Origin of the sequence: Rhizobium sp. BK275 (assembly GCF_014193555.1) — a bacterium.
GTDB lineage: Bacteria > Pseudomonadota > Alphaproteobacteria > Rhizobiales > Rhizobiaceae > Rhizobium.
The window spans coordinates 44725-64445 of record NZ_JACHZL010000005.1 but is presented as its reverse complement, the minus strand read 5'-3'; the positions used below and the strand labels follow the sequence as shown (position 1 = coordinate 64445).

The following is a 19721-nucleotide window of genomic DNA, read 5'->3' as shown; positions in this document are numbered from 1 at the left end:
ACCGGCGAATGGAGATGGGTAAAATCTGCTCTTATGGGCAATCCCGCAGGCTTAGGGCCTATCCTTTGGGGTAGGTTCCAGACGCCTGCTTAAGCGTAACCACGTCTTTGGGTGATGGGTGTCTGCATTAGGCGTAGCCGCGCCGTCATTTGCGTGAGTTGACTGCGCGGATGTTTGGATGGTTGTTCTTGTGTGTAGCAGCGTAGCTGTGAAAGGAGATACATGCCTTTCCAGACTGACGCGATCAACAGCCGCTCCTTTGGCCAGCTCGGCAAGGACCGACAATGAGCGTATACGGTCTTAGAACTACAAGCGGGCCGGCCATCACTTGGCGAAGCATAGAATGCTGGGGAGCCGGTATATGCCTGTTCCTGCAGACGGGTGCGCTTTTTCCGCTTTTGCTATCAGATCCGGACGGAGGGTTGAGCGATCACTCCAAGTCGCTGCTGCGCCTCGTCAGCCTACCCGTCTATGCATTTACAATACTGATCCTGATAAGAAATTTACCGCTCTTCCTCGTGGCGCTGAGACGCAATCTGCTGCTCCCGCTGATCATCTTGTTGCCGTTTTTGTCCATCTTGTGGTCGATCAGTCCATCGCTGAGTCTGCGGCGCGCCATCGGCCTGTTGTTTACCGTGCTTCTTGCCTACGTGCTTGCAATGCGCTTCACGCCGAGACAGCTGCTTTTGCTGGTCTTTGCGACTTTGGGAACGTGTATCGTACTGAGCCTGGCGATGTTCGCGGTGGCGCCTCATCTTGCCCGTATGCCCATGGACAGCGAGATGCGAGGCATCTTCATCAACAAGAACAGCCTCGGCTGGTATTCGAGCATCATGATACTGGCGGCGGCTGTCGTGCTGATCGACGGCACTCTCGGCTTGCGGCGAACCGCATTTATCCTGCTGGCTGCGAGCGGGATTTGTCTTGTTGCTTCAGGATCGATGACTGCGACGATTGCGATCGCCTCGGCATTTTGCCTGATTGGATTCTATTCAGCCCTGCAGAGAAGCAGCGGCATCGGCCGCATCCTCCTCATCCTGCTGTTCGTTCAGCTCGCGGCTGGCCTTCTCATCTCGCTTCACGAGTTCCTGGTTCCGTTCCTCGAAGCGCTCGGTAAGGACGCCACTTTGACAGGTCGCGTGCCGTTGTGGGAGCTGGTCGACCGCCAGATTGCCAGCCACTTGATGTTCGGCTTCGGCTATCAGGCGTTTTGGACGGAAGCTAACCCCGGAGCATGGTCCATCTGGTCCGAAATCCTGTGGATGGCGCCTCACGCCCATAATGGTTACCGCGACGCGATGCTCAGTTTCGGCATCATCGGCACGGCCTTCTTTGTTCTGCTGCTTTTGCGCGCAGTGCGCCAGGGGGCGATTCTTCAATGCCGCGATCCGCAATATGGCTGGCTCTGGCTCAATGTCTTCACCGTCATGATCTTGGTGATGAACCTGACCGAGAGCATTTTTCTAATCCAGAATGACGCCATTTTCATTCTGTTCAGCACGGCTATCATCATGTTCTCGCTGCATGTGCCCGTCGTTTCGGCAGAGGCCGATCAAGGGTGGCGGATGCCCATGACGGCGCCGGATCCATCAATCCCATGAGACCTCGTTTCACACTGTCCTGTTGCGTACTGCTTGCAGCGCTCTCACCACGCCTGGGCAATTCTGCGCCGGTGAGTTCGGACAAAGACGCGCCCGACATCATGCATAAGGCAATCCAGGCAGCGACCTGCGCCGAGGCCGCGCCAGGCGCATTATCCGACGAACTCAACGGAATTCTCCCTGGCGATGCGGTGACCGGCACAGCCGCGGGACGCGCGATATTCTATGTGTCGCCTGCCGGCAAAGACACTTGGAGCGGCCGTCATCCCGAGCCGAATGCCACCGACGGACCCTTTGCCAGCATCGAGCGCGCGCGCGATGCTGCGCGGGAAGCAGGCGGCCAGAGCATGATTGCCATGGAGGGTGGAGATTATTATCTAGCCCGCCCCGTTGTCTTTGATGCCAGAGACAAGGGCCTGGTCATCACGGCGAGATGCAACCAGACACCTGTCTTGCATGGCGGTCGGCTTGTGAATAACTGGGTGTCACAGACTGCCGGACGCTGGAGGGCGCCACTGCGCTTGCCGACGGACGAGGCCGTCGGCGATCTCTTCGTCAACGGGGTTCGCCAGGCCCTGTCCCGCTTTCCGAACGCTCCTTCCGACGGAGATCCGCGCAAGGGATGGCTGTTTGCCGCCAAATGCAATCCGGCGATTGACCAATGGGAAGGCAATACGCGCTTTTGCTATCATGCCGGCGACGTCCCGACGCTTGAAGGCGCATCAGGGCTTGTCGTCAACATTGTCGGTGGCTTCAAGCCTGGAAGCCAATGGGGCAGCGACACACTGCCGGTCGTTTCGATCGACGCTGCAACGCGGACCGTTCAAACCAAGGGCACCAGCTATTTCTTCACCGCAGAAGGCAGCCGCTATTTCCTGACAGGAGCAGCGTTTCTCGATGCGCCCGGAGAATGGCGCTACAATGTTGCAGCAGGCCAGCTCGACTATATCCCGGCCGAGGGACTGTCACCTAATTCTACTGTTGTGGCCGGTATGCTGCCGACATTCTTCCGGCTGGAGGGTGCCGATAACATGGTCGTATCAGGGCTCCAGTTTCGTGACGGAGCGCCTGAAGGCAGCGGTAAATTCTATACCGACACCAGAGGGTTCGGCGCCATACGGCTTGAACACGCCAACGGTGTCAGGCTGCTCGGAAATCTCATCGAAAATGTCGGCGTCGGCATCCATGTGACTGAGAGCAGCGATGTTCTGATCGCCGGCAATGTGATCGGAGATATCGCCGGCAACGGCATCTATGTCGGCACCACCTATGGTGGTTTCGGCAAATCGAACGGCGTCAGAATTCTGTCGAACCATATCCATGACATCGGAAAGGTCTATTTCGAGACGGCAGGCATATGGTTCCAGGCAGGCGACGGTATGCGGATCGGCAATAACCTGATCGAAAATACCGCACAATTCGGGATCGCCGGCGGCTCCCTTTGGGGTGCCCAGGACGCAGTCCACGACGCGATCATCGAACACAATGTCGTGCGCAACGCCAATCAGCAGACGGCCGACGGCGGTGCCATCAAGATGATGGGCGAGCAGGCCGACCTCCTGAACAGCACCATCCGCTATAATCTCGTCACCGGGACAGGGCATCTCATGAACAGGGCCGATGGCACCTTCTGGCCTCTGGGATACGAAAATATCAATGAATGGCCGTCTCCGATCAGCTGGGCGATATACACTGATGGCAAGGCGAGTGGGGTGCGCATCAAAGGAAACACTCTTTCCGGCAATGTCTGTGCGATCGGGATCAACGGCGGCTGGAATAACCTGGTGACCGGAAACACCATCTCAAACGGCTCGGGCGCGGCCTTCCGCGTGGACGACGGCACCGGTTGGGGATGGCATCCACCGTGGGCCGTCCCGAACCGGATAGAGGACAATATCGTCTCGATCGATAACAGCAACGGGGTCGCCGCCTTCGTCTACGCGCCCGATCACGGGACTGGATCCGTGCAGTTCGCGCGCAACCGCTACAGCGGCAATCTGAACAACAAGAGCTTCCGGATCGATCCGGCGATCATGCGGTGGGGTGTTTTTGGCAGCCTGGCCGATCTTCAGAGAGCCGGTGCGGACAGGGACAGTGTCTTCACTCGTCCCAATGATTGATATCGCCGGGATGACCGGCAACGGAGCCGCATGAGCTGTGGCTCGCGCCGGCATGCGGTAACCGGTGACGATGCGCTCGTTCCCCGGCCCGGCGGTTCAGTGCAATACGGAGACCCCGATAGTGGGCGGGACAACGTTGTTGACCGCGAGCTGCGCCATTACCTCTGCGCTGAGCGTGCCTCGAACACCGGGATGGCGATGGCGGCCCCGGCACCGACAATTCGTTTATTGAATTCACCCTGTTGAATTCACCATTGTCTCTCCCCTCACTTTATCGCGCTCAAACCTCCCAGCTTTGGTCGCGCTGAAGCGAATGTCTTCTGCGACTCCGCGAAGGTCAAACCGCCTTTTCGGGGTAACGCTTATCAAAAAGGGCAATGCGGCATACCCGGGGGATACTGCCTTACTTCGAATATTGTAATTCATTTCTATGCGGGACGCAGAAATGTGAAGTCTTTCTACGTCCAATAGCTGGAGATGAAAGTCTAGAGGCAATCGGCCTGTCAGCATATTCTGACAACAGTTTCAGTTGGCAAAAGCGTAGGTCATGAGAAATTCATCGGCAGACAGAAACCAAACTTCAGACCTTGATCCAAAGGGCTCCCTGGAGTGGACGAATGTTCTTGGTGTTCGAGTTTCGGCAGTCAATCTCAAAAGCGCGACCGGACTGATCGAAAAGGCGATTGAAGACGGCAGGAAAGAATATGTATGCGTTCGCGACGCGCACGGTATCGTGCGGTGTCAAAAAGATCCCGAACTTCGGTCCATACATAACCGTGCATTCCTCGTGACCCCCGACGGCATGCCGTTGGTGTGGGCGCTGAAACATGCTGGCCATGTGGAAAGCGACAGGGTCTACGGACCGGATCTAATGTTATCAGTTTTCGAGGCGGGCAGATCCAAAGGCTTGCGTCACTTCCTCTACGGCGCAACCGCCAAGACGCTGGAGCAGCTACAGGCTCGACTTATCGCAAAATTCCCGGAAGCCCGGATCGTCGGCTCCTATGCGCCGCCCTTTCGTGACCTCTCGCTGCAAGAGGAAACGGATATTGCTGACCAGATCAATCTGTCAGGCGCGGATATCATCTGGGTCGGACTGAGCAGTCCCAAGCAGGAACACTGGATGGCGCGCATGCGCGACCGCCTGGACGCTTCGGTTCTCATCGGAGTCGGAGCTGCCTTCGACTTTCACGCCGGCCTTAAGCGGCAGGCTCCAAGGGTCATTCAAAGAAGCGGCTTCGAATGGGCGTTTCGTCTTTTATGCGAGCCGAAACGGCTGTGGCGGCGCTATGCGCTCGTCGTGCCGACCTTCATCTCACTGACGGCCTTTCAGAGACTGGGGCTTCGGAAATTTCCGATCGAAGACGCGGTTTCTGGAGCGAGTGCGTCGGGACAAAGGCTGTAGAGGAGTAACCCACCATGTCCTTACTTGCGCCGTCAGCAATGACATCGGGTCCGTCGAAGGTAGCCAACACAAATGACGCGTCCTCGCGAGCAGCGCCGGTAGGCTCTGTTCCCCCCATAACGGCCGCCAAGACCGTCGAACCGCTAAGGCAGGCGGGGCTGAATATGCCAGTTGCGCTACGGCGCCGGTTTCCTCGGCTTGCAACATCGTCGGTCTTGGTTGCCGGCGACATTGCCGCCTATCTGACCGCCTATTTTGCTCTCCTTTCCTTCCTTCCCGATGGTTCGGCGGGCACGGTACTGGAGCGTGCTTTCGCCGTCGCGGCATTGGCAACCATCGTTCTCTATGCATCGGCCGGCCTCTACCCTGGCTATCGTCTTCACGACCACGAACATCTGCGGCGTCGCACGATCGGCGCCTTCAAGGTGGCCGTTCTTGCTGCGCTCGGAGCAATCCTCCTGCCGGAAGGGGAACGACTGCTGCTCGCCGTCATCGGCTTCCTCGGCCTCGGGCTAATTGTCCAGCCTGTCATGCATTGGCTCGCTCGAGGCCTGTGCTGGAGACTTGGAATCTGGGGAGAGCGTGCGGTAATCATAGGGGGCCGCAATCTTACCCCGGCACTCATGGCGCATTTCAGAGACCACTGGCAGTATGGCATAAGGCCGGAACCTTTTTCCTCGGATACGTCGGAAGTATCACCTGACGGCGCGCCATCCATTGCCCTGATTGCCGGTGACACCTCCTCGCTTGTTGCCGATCTGGCGGCGATGCGGCGAAAGTTCTCCGAAGTCATTCTTCTGTCGGATACGCCGAGCCTCAAGATAAACGGCTTGCGACCGGCGGATGTCGGCGGAGAGATCGGAGTTCGTCTCACCAGCGGTGGGACTTCGGTCAATTCGGACCTGGTTCGCCGGATCCTCGATCTCGCGATCGCCATTCCTGCAACCATCGTTGTTGCACCCTTCATCGCGATTGCTGCCGCGGCGATCTACGCCATCGATCCAGGCCCTGTCTTCTTCCGTCATGCTAGGGAAGGTCTGTCCGGCAAACCGGTGCACGTCCTGAAATTGAGGACGATGTACCAAGATGCGGAACAGCGCCTCGAAGCATTGTTCCGGGAGAACCCGGCTATGCGGGCCGAGTGGTTGGCCCACTTCAAGCTCAAAAACGATCCCCGCGTTCTGCCGGTTATCGGCCATCTCCTGCGCTCTTCGAGCTTCGACGAACTCCCCCAATTGGCGAACATCATCGCAGGCGAGATGGCGATCGTCGGACCGCGTCCCTTTCCGGAATACCACCTCCTGGCGATGGATGGCGAGTTTCGCGACAAGCGGCGCTCGGTGACGCCGGGGCTTACGGGCCTTTGGCAGATCTCCGAACGAAGCAACGCGGATATCGAGCTGCAGCAACAACTCGACGAGTTCTACATCGACAACCGGTCCCTGTGGTTCGACTGCCAAATTCTTCTCAGCACAATCCCTGCAGTCTTCAAACGCAGGGGAGCTTACTGACCATCCTCGTTCTGCGAGGCAACCATCAACAACGGAGCACACCAATGCACGGACACAAGCGAATTATGGTAACCGGCGGTACCGGGTTTCTGGGATCGTTCCTGTGCGAAAGACTCTTGCGAGAAGGCAATGATGTTCTCGCCGTGGACAATTACTACACCGGCTCGCGTGACAACGTGCTGCATCTTCTCGACGATCCCCGCTTTGAAATCCTTCGCCACGACATTACCTTCCCGCTTTATGTCGAGGTCGACGAGATCTACAACCTTGCGTGCCCCGCATCTCCTGTTCACTATCAGGTCGATCCGGTCCAGACGGTCAAGACCAATGTGCACGGCGCCATCAACATGCTTGGCCTTGCCAAACGCACCAAGGCGAAGATCTTCCAGGCATCCACTAGCGAAGTCTACGGCGATCCGGCGGTTCATCCGCAGCCCGAGGAATATCGAGGCAGCGTCAATCCCATCGGCCCGCGGGCATGCTATGACGAAGGCAAGCGCTGCGCCGAGACGTTGTTCTTCGACTACCATCGTCAATATGGCGTGGAAATCAGGGTGGCGCGGATCTTCAATACCTACGGGCCGCGCATGCAGACCCATGACGGCCGCGTTGTCTCCAATTTCATCGTTCAGGCGCTTCGAAACGAGTCGATTACCATCTTCGGGAATGGTACGCAGACACGCTCGTTCTGCTATGTGGACGATCTGATCGAAGGCTTCATTCGCCTGATGGGGGCGCCGGCTGGCGTTACCGGCCCGATCAATCTCGGCAATCCCGGAGAATTCCAGGTCCGAGAACTGGCCGAAATGGTGATCGAAATGACGGGATCGAAATCAGGCATCGTCTTCAAGCCGCTGCCGGTTGATGATCCGACACAACGCAAGCCGGACATCAGCCGCGCCAGCCAAGAATTGGGTTGGCAGCCGACGGTGAGCCTGCGTGAAGGGCTCGAGAGAACGATCGCTTATTTCGAGTGGAAGCTTTCGGGCAAAGCCCGAAACATGCCAGGCGCCAAGTTCCCGCAGGCGACCTACACGCATCTGCCTGTCCCGGCGGTCGGCCTCCCTGTTTCGGAAGCCACACGATAGGGACATGGACAGCAACGGCAATCACCGCAAACCGAAGCTCGTTTTCTTTCAATGGGACCATCAGCCCAATGCGAACGCAGCCGGTTACCTGCTGCTGCATATGCAGCAGCAGGTCAAATGCCTCAGCACACATTTTGATGTCGTCGTCGTAAACCGTGACTGCGACTACGCAGAGATATGCGAAAGGTACGAACCGGATCTGACGCTGTTTGAGAGCGGCTACCGGTCACATGGCTCGCGACGGATAAGAATCGCCAACACGAATACCCACATCGGCGTTCCGAAGCTTGGTCTTCACAATGCCGATCCATGGTGCGACCGACGCAGCGGTTTCCTTTCCGATATGGAGCAATGGGGCATCGAGACATATTTCTCGATTGCGACTCTGGCTCCGGAATATATGCCGGAGCTGAAAGATAACCTGTTCGTCTGGCCAAACTTCATCGATCCCGAAGTTTATCAAGACTATCACCAGCACAAGATCATACCGGTCACGCTCACAGGCCAGGTCAATGGCCTTTACCCTTGGCGGCAGAAGGTCTTTCCAATAATCCGTGATCGATATCCCTGCCTGGTTTCGCCACAGCATACCTATGAGAGCAAGCTTGCCTCCCAGTTGCTGTCAGGAGAGGCCTATGCGCGCGCGCTCAACGCGAGCCTCGTCGTACCCACATGCGGAACCATGGCCGGCGAGGTCGTGCGAAAGCATTTGGAGATTCCCGGGGCGAACACCTGTCTCGTGACGGAACGGACGGCGGCGCTGCAGGCAGCTGGCTTTGCCGACATGGAGAATTGCGTCTTCACCGACCACAACGACATCGTTGAACGCTTGGAATACCTGTTTGCTCATCCCGCTGAAATACAGCGTATTTCGGCGGCCGGCTATAATTTGGTCCACTCTCGTCACACGTTGAATCACAGGCCGCAAATATATCAATGGTTTATGCTGAACAGCGGCCAGCGATCCGGAGAGAAAATCATTCAGTCCGGCCCTTTCAGCGACTTGATAAAGGTTCAGCGCATCTCCCAGCGAGCGAGTATCCACGTTGCCGGAGGGGCAAGCGACCGCGCTTTATTGAAGCAAGGCGATCTGCTTCTCGAACAGGGCAAGGTGGAAGAGGCCAAGGACTGCTACGCACGCTGCTTGGATTATGTGTCCTATCTGCCTGAAGCCAAATTCCGTCTCGCCGTCTGCGCCTTGCATGAGGGTAGTGCCGATCGCGCCTACACGCTTCTGGTGAACTTGATCAAGGTAACGATGATCGACTACGGGGCGGCCGACCCGGATCCCGTCGAATGGGCATATTTCCTTCTCGCGCTGGTCTGCAAAGGCCAAATTGCGCAAGCGCGAAGGTTGCAGGACTTTTATCCATCCCTGTCCCATGACGAACTCCGGCGCGCGCGCCTCGTGCTCGCTCAAGGCGGTCGAGAAGACAATTGGCGTGTCCCCGAACGGTCCGGCACAGGCCGAAAGAGCATTCACCAGCTTCCCCGACGAAGCGATCCCGAATGGCTTGCATGCTTCGCCGATATTCTCGATCGTTGTCAGCAGCCGGATCTTGCGAACGTTCTTCGTCGCGGTCCCCTCGAAGAGAGCGGAACCGGCGGACGCGCAGTATCTCGACATCTCAGACTTGATATTGGCTGGCGCCAGCGGTTGTACTCGAGCGTCGATGACCTGATGATCACACTGCGCTTGAATCACTTGAGGCCGAACGTGCCGCCAGTGCCGGAGTTCCGATATTTTTGGCACCTTGCAAAGGGCCTGATCCCCCGTTCGCAGAGAAGCCCATTGCGCAGGATCCGAACGGCGCTTTCCAGGCATCCTTTGTGATCGCCGACAAATGGCGGTGTCCATTGCTGAATGATCGAGAAAGACGAGTTCAACAGTCGCCAACCCCTGCAACTGCAACCAGGGCCAGTCCAAGCCGAACGAAGGGGGTTGGACGATCTCAAGGAAAATCAGTGATGGGCAATTGTGTGCGGGCAGAGCCGGAGATGCACAAGGCGATCTCGGCTCGGGTGCCCTGGCGCCAAATGGCCTCGGTGGCGCATTTGCTTCGCGACCACCGAGGATGTTTAGGTCAGGACCGCACTAGTGATGTGACGGAGGAGTCGATCGCCCGGCAGAATCTATCCTGTCTCTGCCTGTTTCGCGGGCAGTAATACTGTCGAAGAGATCGTTTATCTTGAACACGACCTCTGTTCTGTTCGTTGCTTTGACTTTTTTCATGATGTTACGAACATGCACCTTGACGGTGCTTTCTCGCAGATTGAGCTCATAGGCGATGATCTTGTTCGCCTTTCCGCGCCGGAGCGCCTCTACGACTTCGGCCTGACGATCCGTGAATATGCCCGCCAACGGGCGCGCCGTCGAGTTGCTGGATTCCAGCAAGTGACGCATGGCGAACAGGGTGCTTGCGGGAACAAAAACGCCTCCCGCAACCGACAGTGCGATCAGTTCCATGCAGACGCTGACGCTGACCGAGGCAGGTATGTAGCCCTTGGCTCCATATTCGAGCGCCTTCACGATTTGGGTGAAATCGTCGCTATCAGCCAGCACGATGACAGGTATCGTCCCGAACTCCGACGAGAGGCTCCTGATTTGCTCCGAAACGGCGGGCTCGTCGATTTTCTTGCCGCCAATGTTCAAGAGGATTGCCGAAAGCGGCGGATACTCGTCGCGTTTTTGCTTCCACTCTTCAACCGTTCCAAATGCCAGGATAAGTAAATCCGTCTTGTGGGCGGCCATGCACTGCGCAAGGCATTGCCGATCAAGTTCACGGTTATCGAGAATCACGAGAGAGTGCTTTGGCCTCGACGGCAAGATCGATGCCGTTGAACTATTCTCTATCTTAAGTGGCAGAGTTACATTTTCCTGCCTTAGGTCTAAATTTGGTATAAGCGCTGAATTCACTGCTTCATCCTCCCCAGCCGAGTTTCCCTACGCCCCAACAAAACCGAACACTCAAGCCCTTCAGATATGAGGGTTTGGAAGCACTAAAGTAGGAATTAAATACCACAGTTTCCGCGATCTCAAACTAGCTAATATAGGCTAAAGGCGCACATTAGTTCCATCGTAAGGTGTAAATACGACTTAATTCTTGGTATAAAGTCATGCGATGTTAAGCCGCTCGGGGAGTGGTCGATTACGTTGCTCCTCGGTTACGGATCGAGTCGCTAAACGCATGAAAACAATGTCTGCGCCTGACGTGTGATTGAGCCGAATCCGGACTTGTTCCACCACCAATGTTGATCGTTGGCTATGAACTTCGGCGTAAGTCGTCATAAGTATATACGCCTTTAGGTGAATAAGCTTAGACGTTTTGTTCCTTTACTCGGATGACGAAAACAATTCTCTTTAAATGGAGAGCAATATTTGTTCTCTCGAAATGAAACCTTGGGCACAATCACCTGATTGTCGGTTTCATTTAGAAATAAGGGTTTGTTCAAGAGTAGAGGTGCATGCGTAATGATTGCATCGAACGTCAAGCTGGATGATAGCAGCGTCATCCATCATCGAGAACTCGTAAATCTTTACGGCTGCACGATCGGTGCCGGAACGCGCATCGGCACTTTCGTTGAAATCCAGAAAAACGTCCTCGTCGGAAAAGACTGCAAGATCTCCAGCCATTCCTTCATCTGCGAAGGCGTGACGCTGGAAGACGGCGTTTTTATCGGCCACGGGGTCATGTTCACCAATGACACGTACCCGCGCGCTGTCAATGCGGATGGCGGTCTGCAGACCGAAGCAGACTGGGTTGTCATCCCCACGTTGGTCAAGCGCCACGCGTCGATCGGCAGCAATGCGACCATTCTGCCCGGCGTGACCATCGGAGAAGCCGCGCAGGTCGGAGCCGGGGCAGTTGTAACAAAGGATGTGCCTGCGGGCGCCATTGTCGCGGGCGTTCCGGCCAGGATTACCGGTCACGTTCACGACCGAGCAGTTGACATGCAAGCATTGGGAGGAATGCGATGATCGGTATTGCCGTTGTTGGATATGGGTATTGGGGTCCGAACCTGGTTCGTAACATCTCGGAAGCGGCCGGTGCGCACCTCGTTTCAGTTTGTGATCTGAATGTCGAACGGTTGGCGGCAGTTAAAAGCCGCTACCCCGCAATAACGATCACCGATAATTTTGAGGAAGTCCTACGCGATCCGAGAGTGGACGCAATCGCTATCGCAACGCCGGTCTCGACCCATTTCAAGCTCGCAATGCAGGCTATGATGGCCGGAAAGCATGTCTTCGTCGAAAAGCCGATGGCATCGACGACGGACGAAGCCTCGCGGATGGTCGAGGAGGCCGCGCGCCGACGGCTCGTGCTGGCCGTGGATCATACCTTCGTGCACACCGGTGCGGTCCGCAAGATGCGCGAACTGGTCGAAAGCGGCCTAGGCGACATGTATTACTATGACTCGGTTCGGGTCAATCTGGGGCTCTTCCAACATGATGTGAGCGTCATCTGGGACCTCGCGGTGCATGATCTCTCCATCCTGGACCATGTTGTGCAGGAAAGGCCGGTGGCCGTTTCAGCGACGGGCATGAGCCATGTGCTCGGCGAGCCGGAAAACATCGCCTATCTGACGCTCTTCTTCGAAAGCAAGCTTATCGCCCACATCCACGTCAATTGGCTGGCGCCGGTCAAGGTGCGCCGCACACTGATCGGCGGCAGCAACAAGATGGTCGTCTACGACGATCTGGAGCCTAGCGAAAAGATCAAGGTTTACGACAAGGGCATCACGCTGAACCCAAATTCTCAGGCCTACGGCGAGAAGGTGCATCAGATGATGGTCGGCTACCGCAGCGGCGACATGTGGGCGCCCAAGCTCGATATGACCGAAGCATTGAAACGTGAACTCGATCAGTTCGTCGAGTGCATCGAGCAGAATTCGCGGCCCATTACGGACGGCCAGGCCGGGCTGCGTGTCGTTCGCACTCTTGAAGCAGCAAGCCGGTCGCTCGCTCAGCGCGGTCGTATTATCGAGCTCGAAGAGGCGAGGCGCATTGCATGATCCCGTTCCTGGATATCAAGGCACAATATCAATCCATCAAGGGCGAGATCGACGCCGCCGTGCTCGGCGTTCTTGCCTCGGGGCAATACGTACTGGGCGAAGAGGTTCTGCGCTTCGAGCAGGAATTCGCAGACTATTGCAACGTCAAGCATGCAATAGCCGTCAACACCGGAACGAGCGCCCTGCATCTGGCTCTCCTTGCCGCAGGCATAGGTCCCGGCGATGAGGTCATCACCGTGCCATTCACTTTCGTCGCGACTGTGTCGGCGATCTGCTACACAGGTGCACGACCGGTGTTCGTCGATGTCGAGCCCGTGACGCTTACAATGGATCCGGCTGAGATCGAGGCGAAGATAACCCCCCGGACCAAGGCCATCACTCCCGTCCACATCTACGGTCAGATGGCCGATATGGACGCGATCAAGGCGATTGCTGATCATCACCGCATTCCCGTCATCGAAGATGCCTGCCAGGCCCATGGGGCTCAATACAAGGGCCAGCGTGCCGGCAGCATCGGTGTGTCCGGATGCTTCAGTTTTTATCCAGGCAAGAATCTCGGCGCCTGCGGTGAGGGAGGCTTGGTCGTCACCAACAACGACGAACAGGCCAAGACGATGCGTATGCTGCGCGACTGGGGGCAGGAACAGCGTTATCATCATCTGCTGAAGGGTTTCAACTATCGCATGGACGCCATTCAAGGTGCGATCCTGCGCGTGAAGCTCCGGCATTTGGAAGCCTGGACAGAGGCGCGCCGCACTCATGCGCGCCGCTACTCGTCGCTACTCGCTGGATCGCCGCATTTGAAGATACCCGTCGAAACAGCCGACCGGCGTCACGTCTATCACGTCTATGCCATCAGGAGCCGCGATCGCGATGGGCTTCAGCGTGTGCTGAGTGCAGATGGCGTTCCGTCCGGATTGCATTACCCCATTCCCGTTCATCTGCAGAAGGCTCATGCCGACCTTGGCTACCAAGCCGGTGATTTTCCGGTCTCGGAAGCGGCCGCCCGGGAGGTCCTCTCGCTGCCGATTTATCCTGAGATGCCTTCGCAGCATATCGACCAGGTGGCCGCCGCACTGGAGTACGCCTATGTCAGCTAGTCGGGCAGGTGAGGCGAGGGTCGTGCAGGCGGTGCATGGCCGCCATGAACGGCCGGCAGATCCGGCCTATCAGGCTGGTCTGGCCGAAGAACTCAAGCAATCATATGGACGTGCCGGCCTGATCGATCTCTACGGTCGCTTCGCAACCGGGGACGGTGTTGTCGACAGCCTTATGCGAAAAGCCATCTGGCAAGCCATCACGCGGAGCTGCGGCACCGGATTGCAGGTTGCAGGTGGTGCCGGTTTCAAGCATCCGGAAACGTTCGAAATCGGCAATGGCGTATTCATCGGCGCCCAGGCCTATATCCAGGGCCGCTTCGACGGCACCTGCAAGATCGGCAACAATGTCTGGATCGGCCCGATGGCCTATTTCGACGCCCGTGACCTGGAGATCGGGGATTCCGTCGGCTGGGGACCTGGAGCCAAGGTACTGGGCTCGACCCACACGGCGCTGCCCGTGGACGTGCCGATCATTCGCACGGATCTTGAAATCAAACCGGTACGCATCGGCGCAGGGGCCGATATCGGAACGAATGCGACCATTCTTCCCGGCGTGACCATCGGCGAAGGGGCGATCGTTGGAGCCGGAGCAATCGTTGTTTCCGACGTGGCGGCGTATTCGGTTGCCGCGGGTGTGCCGGCAAAACACATACGCTGGCGCAAGGAAGCTGATCCTGTGCTGGAAATCTCGCGTGGAGTAAAATCATGAAAAATCAACGAGTTCTTATAACGGGCGGAGCCGGCCTGATCGGTTCGCATATCGCCGATCTGGTTGCTTTGGAAAAGCCGCGCGAAATCATCATCCTCGACAATTTCGTGCGTGGACGCCGAGACAATCTCAGCACGGCAATAGCCAGCGGCTCCGTGAACATCATCGAGGGAGATATTCGCGACAGAGCGCTGCTTGCGAAAACCTTCGAAGGCGTCGACATCGTCTTTCATCAGGCGGCCATTCGCATCACGCAATGCGCGGAAGAGCCAAGGCTCGCCTTCGATGTTCTGGCCGAGGGCACGTTCAATGTTCTCGAAGCAGCCGTCAAGGCGGGCGTATCGAAGGTGGTTGCTGCCTCCTCGGCCTCTGTGCTGGGCTTGGCCGAGAGCTTTCCGACCACCGAAGCGCATCATCCCTACAATAACAGGACGATTTACGGCGCGGCCAAGACATTCAACGAGGGACTGCTCCGCAGCTTCGCGGACATGTACGGCCTGCGCTACGTGGCGCTGCGCTATTTCAATGTCTACGGGCCGCGAATGGATGTTTACGGCGCCTATACGGAAGTGCTGATCCGTTGGATGGAGCGTCTGGCGGCTGGAATGCCGCCCCTCATCTATGGCGACGGTAGCCAGACGATGGACTTCGTCGATGCGCGCGACATCGCCCGGGCAAACCTGCTGGCTGCAAAGAGCGATGTCACGGATGAAGTGTTCAATGTCGCAAGCGGCAAGGAAATAAGCCTGCTGGAACTCGCGCAGATGCTGAGCAATATCATGGGAGTTTCACTCGAACCGCAGCACAAAGAGGCCCGCACGGTCAACGGCGTGACCCGTCGTCTTGCCGATATCCGCAAAGCCGAGAAGCTCCTCGGCTTCAAAGCGGAGATATCGATGGAGCAGGGGCTTCGCGACCTTGTTGCGTGGTGGCGGCTGAATACCGCCGTGGCAGGAGGCCAAGCTGCATGAGCCCGTCGCTATCTGCAATTCCCGTCGCCAAGCCCGTCCTCGGAGAGGAAGAGGCTGAAGCCGCGCGCCGCGTCATCTTGTCGGGATGGGTGACGCAGGGGCCGGAAGTCGCGGCTTTTGAGAAGGAATTCGCGGCCTTCGTCGGCACCGAGCACGCTTGCGCCGTTTCCAACTGCACGACCGCGCTTCATCTCGCCTTGATGGCGATCGGTGTCCGTGCCGGCGACGAGGTCATCACGGTCAGTCATTCGTTTATCGCCACCGCGAACGCTGTTCGATACTGCAATGCGGTACCCGTTTTCGTTGACATCGAGGCGGATGGTTACAACATCGACCCCAGCCTGATCGAAACAGCCATCACGTCCCGCACCAAGGCGATCCTCTGCGTGCATCAGCTCGGCATGCCTTGCGATCTCCGCCCCATCGTGGAGATCGGCAAGCGCCATTCGATACCGGTTATCGAAGATGCGGCCTGCGCGACAGGAAGCGAAATCCTGTGGGATGGGGGTTGGGAAAAGATCGGCAAATCGCATGGCGACATTGCCTGCTTCTCCTTCCATCCCCGGAAGGTCGTCACGACAGGTGACGGCGGCATGTTGACCACGGCCAATCCCGAATATGACCGGAAATTCCGGCTGTGGCGCCAACATGGAATGAGCGTCACCGATACCATCAGGCATGGCTCGAAACAGGTGATTTTCGAGGACTATGACGAACTGGGCTACAACTACCGCATGACCGACCTTCAGGCGGCCGTCGGACGAGAGCAGTTACGGCGGCTGCCTGAATTGATTGCGCAGCGAAGGCGGTTTGCCGAACAGTATTGCGAGCGCCTGTCCACAATCCCTGGTCTTTCGATTCCGATCGAACCCCGCTGGGCTCGCAGCAATTGGCAAAGCTTCTGTGTGCGATTGTCTGACGAAATTGACCAACGGGCGGTCATGCAGGCGCTGCTCGATCAAGGGATCTCGACCCGGCGCGGTGTGATGAACATTCATCTGGAAGGCGCCTATGCCGACCAGAGCTCCCATCGCGCTGCCAGCACCCTGACGCGAAGCGTATCGGCGCAGCAGCAAACCATCATCCTGCCGCTTTATGCCCAGATGACGGAACTCGACATCGTCAGGGTCGTCGAGACACTGCGTCAGGCCATTGCTGACGCCAACACCGGACGCGTCATCCGTCAACCCGAGCGGGGCGTCGTGCCCGCCTGATCTGATCCGTGGAATACAGCATAAAGAGACACGCGCATCACCTGATGCGCGTGTCTCTTTATGCGGATTTCGTGATCCATCCTCTAACGACTGCGGGTACTGACTCCGGCGGAAGCAGATCAACCAACATGCGCAGCGAGTAAAGTCCACTCACAGCCACTGCGATGGAGCCAATTATCATCGCCGACCATGGTGGCAAGATCAAAAAGGCCGAAAACACCAATCCCGAGGCAGGCAGGAAAAGAAGCACGTGCCTGCGATTGGCGGCCGACCAGCGGAAGCCGGTAAACCGCCGTACGATCACGTAAATCAGAATACTATGCCAGACATAAAGGCCGAAAAACGCCATGCCGGCCCCCGGTGTGCCAAACTTTGACACGAAGAGCCATGCCAGCCCCACATGCACTGCCGTCGCTGCGACCTCCGTCCAGAAGAAGATAGTTTGCGCACCTTTTGCCACAACGATGAAACCCATCGGCCAGGCGACAATCCTGAGCATCATTCCAAGGCAGATCCAGCGCAGAAGCTCCACAGCCCCATGAAACTCAGCCGAATAGAACAGACTCATCACGAGCGGTGCGAGGGTCAAGGTAGCGAGCAGACCAGGGCCGGCCAACAGCAGGCTGATTTCCGCCTGCTCGTTGACCAGTCGGTTGCACTCGGCATTGTTGTCTGCGGTTGCGGTCAGGCGCGGATAGAAGTCCGTGCTCATCGCCTGCAGGATGAAACCGGCATAAAGACCCCCAAGCGCCCAAGCCGCCTGATACAGTCCGGCCGCCGCTACGCCCCCGTCCTTCAGCACGATGATGCGGATGGCATAGGCGGCACCGAAAGTCAGAAGTCCGCTTGCCATGAATGCGAAACCGAGCCTGAGCAGAGCGGTCGCTTCCTGACCGAACTGGCGTGCCGACATCGGCGGGCGATCGGTGCAGATCTTTCGGCTGTACCACCAGGTGGGAAGGATTGAAGCAGCTGCGATCACGACGAGAGACGGCGCGATGGCCTGTGCGCCGAACAGGTAGATCAGCGGGATGCTGACCACCGTTCCGAAGAGCCCCGAAAGCACGTTGATAAGGGCAAGACTTCCAATGTTCCGCATGCCCTGAATCAATGCAGTTTGTCCGGCAGAGACCACCCGGAAAAAAACGGCCAGGGAAAGCAGTGCTATCCCGCCGACACGCCGGTAGTCGCCGAAGGTAAAATTCGAGACAGGAAACGCCAGTGCAGCAAGCAAGAGCGCACCCAGGAGCCCGAGCACCATCGATATGCGCCTGAGCGCTGTCGCGGACCGTGCAATCCTCTCCGCGTCGCTGGTGCCGGCAGCTTCGGCGATCTGGCGCACGCCGCTGCCACTCACCCCCAGACCCGCGATCGCTTGCGCCATGTCGATGATCGACCCGTAAAGGCCGATAAGTCCCACGCCTTCCGGCCCGAGCAGAACAGCCAGGGCCTTATTTCTGATAATACTGAGCGCGACGTTCACCAGCGAGGAGCCGCCCATCAGCATCGTCGATTTGAGGATCTGGGTATAGGTCTGGCCACGGGGGGGTATCATGCGCATGGTCATCGGATGCCCCTAGCCATTTGCTGCCAGCCAACCTGGTCGCAACCCATGCTTTCGTCGGTCACTGGCTGGCCCGATCTGCAAGCGCCGGGGTTTCTTCGGAAGGCTCGGCGGAATCGGGATCGGACGAGCTTCCCAAAATGTGAGGTTGGACCACTCTCACCACATCGCCAGGCTCCAACGCCGTCGTTTCCGAGGCCGGGAATTGATTGATTTGTCCGTCATTTCGCCGACTGACGGTAAAGGTAAGCGGGAGTTCATCGCCAGGGTTTTTGGCGTCGTCGCCGGCGGCGAGCCCCTCGATGAGTAGTTTCTGCGTCAACTCCCGTTTCATTTTGAGCTGATCGAGATTTGCCCGTTCGGACTGCGCTTCGGTTGCGATTTCGCTCCGGCGCGTATCGGCAAGCCCTTCGAGATTCCGCGTTGTCTCGCTGATGGCCTGACGGCCCCGCATGATCGCGGTGACGAGGTCGAGCTTGTCGGCTCGATAGGTCGTCAGCAGCCGTTGCAGGTCCATCTGCCGTGACGAGACCGTAAGGCCCTTCTCGACCAGAGTTTTGACGCTGACCAGTTGGTCCTCGACTGATTTGATGTTGTCGTCCGCCCCCGCTACCTTTTCTTCCAGCGTTGAAATTTCGGTATTCAGAAGATCACGCAGTTCCATGAGTGCCTTTGACTGCCTTTCCAGCGCACTTGCGCGGGCCTGAAAGATGACCCGTTCCTCGTTATAGATCCCCGCCGCATATTGCTGGTCACTGCCACCCGTCCGGTCGAAGGTAATTTCCTTCGCTCCGTCCATCTCCGCCTGGAGCCGCGACAGTTTCGCGGCGCTGCGCAGGATCGCGTGATCGGTTTCGCGCAATTCGCCTGCGAGCCTGATCGACTGCGTTTGTTGCTCGCTTTTGGCGCGGACCGGGCCGCCACCCATTGCGAGCGATTGCAGGACGATAAGGCCGGGACGGAATTTATACTCTCCCGGCTTGGCGACATCCCCCACGACATAGATCGGCGGATACTCGAGAATTTCGATCATCACCACAGGTGCCTGCATCAACCCGATCTTTTCCTGCAAGCGCGTGGCAATCTGGCTTGTGAGGCCGGCATTATCGAGCTTGCCGACGGGAAGGGAGCCGAGGAAGGGCAAGAAGACTGCGCCTTCATCCGAGACGGTGTATTCGCCACCAATCGCATCCCATCGTTCATACTGGCCTTTGGATGGCATCCACTGGGCAATCGTCAGACGGATTTTCGTTTGAGGAGCGAAGGGAGTGTCGTCGGCGAGAGCCGGTAACACAGGTCCGGCTAGAAAGACGAGCGCACTGATGGCAAACGTCGCACGAAAGAAGATGTGAGGAACGCGGTACGATAACTTCATCTACGTGTCCAGCCTGCAAAGCATCCTCAAGCGGATACAGGTTCAATGCC

15 protein-coding genes are annotated in these 19721 nt (G+C 57.6%); 12 read left to right on the top strand and 3 right to left on the bottom strand.

Annotated elements, in window-relative coordinates:
- Positions 1–284: 284 nt before the first annotated feature.
- From FHT82_RS16730 to FHT82_RS16705, 6 genes are all read left to right on the top strand, one after another.
- On the top strand, positions 285–1601 hold the full coding sequence (locus FHT82_RS16730) for an O-antigen ligase family protein (protein ID WP_183732974.1): 1317 nt from the start codon (positions 285–287) through the stop codon (positions 1599–1601).
- Entirely contained in the window at positions 1598–3721 is a 2124-nt protein-coding gene (locus tag FHT82_RS16725) for a right-handed parallel beta-helix repeat-containing protein (RefSeq protein WP_183732971.1), read from the top strand. The genes FHT82_RS16730 and FHT82_RS16725 overlap by 4 nt, the downstream gene beginning before the upstream one ends.
- 547 nt (positions 3722–4268) lie before the next feature.
- Complete coding sequence (locus tag FHT82_RS16720; RefSeq protein WP_183732969.1) at positions 4269–5126, top strand: WecB/TagA/CpsF family glycosyltransferase; 858 nt, start codon at positions 4269–4271, stop codon at positions 5124–5126.
- Between the two features lie 14 nt (positions 5127–5140).
- Positions 5141–6637 (top strand): sugar transferase, encoded by a 1497-nt coding sequence (locus FHT82_RS16715; RefSeq protein WP_183732967.1) that lies wholly within the window; start codon positions 5141–5143, stop codon positions 6635–6637.
- A 44-nt stretch (positions 6638–6681) separates the two neighbouring features.
- Positions 6682–7725 carry a UDP-glucuronic acid decarboxylase family protein gene (locus FHT82_RS16710; RefSeq protein WP_183732965.1) on the top strand — a complete coding sequence of 348 codons (1044 nt, stop codon included), beginning with the start codon at positions 6682–6684 and terminating at the stop codon, positions 7723–7725.
- Between the two features lie 4 nt (positions 7726–7729).
- Entirely contained in the window at positions 7730–9559 is a 1830-nt protein-coding gene (locus FHT82_RS16705; RefSeq protein WP_183732963.1) for a glycosyltransferase, read from the top strand.
- Between the two features lie 261 nt (positions 9560–9820).
- Here the strand turns inward: FHT82_RS16705 and FHT82_RS16700 are convergent, their stop codons facing one another.
- A complete protein-coding gene (locus FHT82_RS16700; RefSeq protein ID WP_348647628.1) occupies positions 9821–10642 on the bottom strand; it encodes a response regulator transcription factor in 822 nt (273 codons plus the stop codon).
- 555 nt (positions 10643–11197) lie between these two features.
- On the opposite strand from FHT82_RS16700, the gene FHT82_RS16695 reads away from it, so the two are divergent.
- Genes FHT82_RS16695 through FHT82_RS16670 form a run of 6 tightly spaced genes read left to right on the top strand, consistent with a single transcriptional unit; the run spans position 11198 to position 16732 of the window.
- Complete coding sequence (locus tag FHT82_RS16695) at positions 11198–11704, top strand: acyltransferase (RefSeq protein ID WP_183732961.1); 507 nt, start codon at positions 11198–11200, stop codon at positions 11702–11704.
- A complete protein-coding gene (locus FHT82_RS16690) occupies positions 11701–12738 on the top strand; it encodes a Gfo/Idh/MocA family oxidoreductase (RefSeq protein WP_183732948.1) in 1038 nt (345 codons plus the stop codon). The genes FHT82_RS16695 and FHT82_RS16690 overlap by 4 nt, the downstream gene beginning before the upstream one ends.
- The gene (locus FHT82_RS16685) at positions 12735–13838 is read left to right on the top strand and encodes a DegT/DnrJ/EryC1/StrS family aminotransferase (protein ID WP_183732945.1); all 1104 of its coding nucleotides are present in this window, start codon (positions 12735–12737) and stop codon (positions 13836–13838) included. The genes FHT82_RS16690 and FHT82_RS16685 overlap by 4 nt, the downstream gene beginning before the upstream one ends.
- Complete coding sequence (locus FHT82_RS16680) at positions 13828–14547, top strand: acyltransferase (RefSeq protein ID WP_183732942.1); 720 nt, start codon at positions 13828–13830, stop codon at positions 14545–14547. The genes FHT82_RS16685 and FHT82_RS16680 overlap by 11 nt, the downstream gene beginning before the upstream one ends.
- Positions 14544–15518 carry an NAD-dependent epimerase/dehydratase family protein gene (locus FHT82_RS16675; protein WP_183732938.1) on the top strand — a complete coding sequence of 325 codons (975 nt, stop codon included), beginning with the start codon at positions 14544–14546 and terminating at the stop codon, positions 15516–15518. Before FHT82_RS16680 ends, FHT82_RS16675 begins: the two co-directional genes overlap by 4 nt.
- Positions 15515–16732: a DegT/DnrJ/EryC1/StrS family aminotransferase gene (locus FHT82_RS16670; protein ID WP_183732935.1), complete on the top strand. Its 1218-nt coding sequence runs from the start codon at positions 15515–15517 to the stop codon at positions 16730–16732. Before FHT82_RS16675 ends, FHT82_RS16670 begins: the two co-directional genes overlap by 4 nt.
- Before the next feature lie 58 nt (positions 16733–16790).
- On the opposite strand, the gene FHT82_RS16665 is transcribed toward FHT82_RS16670, so the two are convergent.
- Both FHT82_RS16665 and FHT82_RS16660 read right to left on the bottom strand, forming a co-directional pair.
- The gene (locus FHT82_RS16665; RefSeq protein WP_183732933.1) at positions 16791–18299 is read right to left on the bottom strand and encodes an O-antigen translocase; all 1509 of its coding nucleotides are present in this window, start codon (positions 18297–18299) and stop codon (positions 16791–16793) included.
- A gap of 58 nt (positions 18300–18357) precedes the next feature.
- Positions 18358–19671 carry an exopolysaccharide biosynthesis protein gene (locus FHT82_RS16660; protein WP_183732930.1) on the bottom strand — a complete coding sequence of 438 codons (1314 nt, stop codon included), beginning with the start codon at positions 19669–19671 and terminating at the stop codon, positions 18358–18360.
- Positions 19672–19721 lie beyond the last annotated feature (50 nt).